Origin of the sequence: Paraburkholderia sp. CNPSo 3281 (genome assembly GCF_024206515.1) — a bacterium.
GTDB lineage: Bacteria > Pseudomonadota > Gammaproteobacteria > Burkholderiales > Burkholderiaceae > Paraburkholderia > Paraburkholderia nodosa.
The window spans coordinates 1-2,719 of record NZ_JAMBPS010000124.1; the positions used below are offsets into that span (position 1 = coordinate 1).

2 protein-coding genes are annotated in these 2,719 nt (G+C 60.5%); both read left to right on the forward strand.

Annotation, left to right across the window (positions count from 1 at the left end; all coding sequences use genetic code 11):
- Positions 1–301 precede the first annotated feature (301 nt).
- The gene (istA, locus tag M3I56_RS40320) at positions 302–1,855 is read left to right on the forward strand and encodes an IS21 family transposase (RefSeq protein WP_254358616.1); all 1,554 of its coding nucleotides are present in this window, start codon (positions 302–304) and stop codon (positions 1,853–1,855) included.
- 15 nt (positions 1,856–1,870) lie between these two features.
- Complete coding sequence (gene istB, locus M3I56_RS40325; protein ID WP_254358614.1) at positions 1,871–2,620, forward strand: IS21-like element helper ATPase IstB; 750 nt, start codon at positions 1,871–1,873, stop codon at positions 2,618–2,620.
- Positions 2,621–2,719 lie beyond the last annotated feature (99 nt).

The following is a 2,719-nucleotide window of genomic DNA, read 5'->3' on the forward strand; positions in this document are numbered from 1 at the left end:
TGCGTATTTCGGCGAAGCCGAACACGGATTTCGGTTGAAGTCGAACAGTGTTTCCGGAGGAAGATGAACAACCGTTTCGCTTGAAGTCGAACGGTTTCGGAGAATTCCGGAATTGGTGTTCGGCGCTCCGAAATGCGTGTTCATCTTCCCGAAATCGGTGTTCAGCCTGCCGAAACGGCTGTTCACCCCACCGAAATGCGTGTTCGGTGGACCGAAACGAAAGGTGTGGTTTCGGTTGGCGGTACTGCGGATGGCTCAATCGGCCGGCGGTTATGGTGGCTCCTTTTTGGAGACACTGACGATGCCGGCTCACCGGACGACCATGCGCAAGATAAAAGATGTGCTTCGCCTGAAATGGACCTGTAATCTGTCTCACCGCCAGGTGAGCGGCGCGCTCGGTGTCGGGCTCGGCACCATTACTCAATATCTTCAACTTGCCGCCTCGGCCGGCCTGGACTGGGCGACGATCGAGCCGCTGTCTGAAGCAGAACTGGAGCAGTTGCTCGTCAACGGCAGTGTTCCGACGACGGCCGCAGGCAAGCGCATAGAGCCAGACTGCGCCTGGGTCCACCGGGAACTGCGCCGCAAAGGCGTCACGTTGCAGCTGCTGTGGGAAGAGTACGTCGCCGCGAATCCCGGCCAGAAGACCTTGCGCTACACGCAGTTCTGTCAGCGATACAAGGACTGGGCCCAGACGTTGAAGCGGTCGATGCCCCAGCAACATTACGCTGGTGAGAAGTTGTTCGCCGACTACGCCGGGCAAACGGTGCCGATTCTCGATCGCACCGGCGGCATTGCGTTCAAGGCGCACATCTTCGTCGCCGTGCTCGGCGCATCGAATTACACGTATGCCTGCGCCACGCGCTCGGAAGCGACACCCGACTGGATCGGTGGGCTCATTGACGCTATGGAATTCTATGGCGGCGTGCCAAGGTTGCTCGTGCCCGACAACCCGAAGGCACTGATCTCGAACGCCGACCGCTACGAACCCACGCTCGGCCTGACCACGCAGGACTTCGTGAGCCATTACGATACCGCGATGCTGCCGGCGCGCCCTCGCAAGCCGAAGGATAAGGCGAAGGTCGAAGTCGGCGTGCAGATCGTCGAACGCTGGATTCTTGCCCGTCTCCGGAATCACCGGTTCTACAGTCTGGCCGAACTGAACAAGGCGATCGCCGGGTTGATCAACGATCTGAATACGCGGCCGTTCAAAAAACTCGATGGCACTCGACGCGAATGGTTCGAGCGGCTCGACAAACCGGCGCTGCGTCCGCTGCCGACGCGTCGCTACGAAATCGCCACCTTCCAGAAATGCCGCATCAACATTGACTCGCATATCGAGGTCGATGGCCACTACTACAGCGCGCCGCATAGCCTTGTGCGTCAGGAAGTCCACGCGCGCGTGACACGTTACGGTGTGGAAATCCTGCATGGCGGCAAACGCGTCGCCGCCCACGCTCGCAGTCGCCTCAAGGGCAAGTACACCACCGTGGCCGAGCACATGCCTGCGGCGTACCGCGCCCACCTGGAATGGACGCCGAGCCGGTTGCTGAACTGGGGCGCATCGATCGGCGTCAGCGCCGAGGCGATCGTCAGGCATTTGCTGACGAACCGTCCGCACCCGGAAATGGGATACCGCGCGTGCCTGGGTCTGCTGTCGCTCTCGCGCAAATACGGCAAGGAGCGACTGGAAGCGGCGTGCCAGCGAGCACTCGTGATTGGCGCGCCGACCCAGCGGTCCGTCCGAACCATCCTGCAAACTGGCTCCGACAAGCAGCCGCTGCCACAAAGCGGGGCCATCGAATGGCAGTCGCCCCTGCACGAGAATGTGCGAGGACCCAAGTATTACCACTGACCTTAGGAGGTCACGATGTTGATGCAGCAAACCCTCTCCCAGCTCAAGGCCCTCAAGCTGGACGGTATGGCTCGCGCGTTCGAGGAACAGGCAGCGCTGACGGCCAGCACGAGCCTGTCGTTCGATGAACGCTTCGGCATGGTCGTGGATCGTGAAATCGCCTGGCGCGATACGCGGCGGCTTGAGCGATTGCTCAAGTCTGCGAAGCTCAAGAATCCCCAGGCCTGCGTCGAGGACATCGAATACCGGCAGAGCCGTGGCCTCGACAAGAGTGTCGTCGCCACGCTCGCCAGCTGTGACTGGATCCGCAATGCACAGAACCTCATCCTGACGGGGCCAACTGGCGCCGGAAAAACATGGGTTGCCTGCGCCTTCGGCCAGCAGGCTTGCCGACAAGGCTTCTCCGTGCTGTATGTACGCGTCGCCCGACTGTTCGAGGAATTGAAGATCGCCCACGGCGATGGCAGCTTCACACGTCGGCTTGCGCAGCTCGCAAAGATGGACGTCTTGTTGCTCGATGACTGGGGACTGCAGGACGTTGACCAGGGCGCGCGCAACGATCTGCTCGAAGTGCTCGACGATCGCGTCGGCACGCGATCCACGATCATCACAAGCCAACTGCCCCTTGAACACTGGCACGCATGGCTGCAAGACCCCACGCTCGCCGACGCAATCCTCGACCGCCTCGTCCATCAAGCTCACAAGCTTGCATTGAAGGGCGATTCGATGCGAAAGAAGAACGCTCCTGATCAAAAAGTAGCCTGATCTCGAACACTCGCAGTACAATCTAAGCACTACGCAGCACCTCCCTCCTGGCCTGTTCGACTTCATCGAAACGGGCGTTCAACTTCCCCGAAATACGCA

Excerpts from the sequence above, each read along its gene's own strand:
- istA (WP_254358616.1), top strand. The coding sequence starts at position 302 with ATGCCGGCTCACCGGACGACCATGCGCAAGATAAAAGATGTGCTTCGC.
- istB (WP_254358614.1), top strand. The coding sequence starts at position 1,871 with ATGTTGATGCAGCAAACCCTCTCCCAGCTCAAGGCCCTCAAGCTGGAC.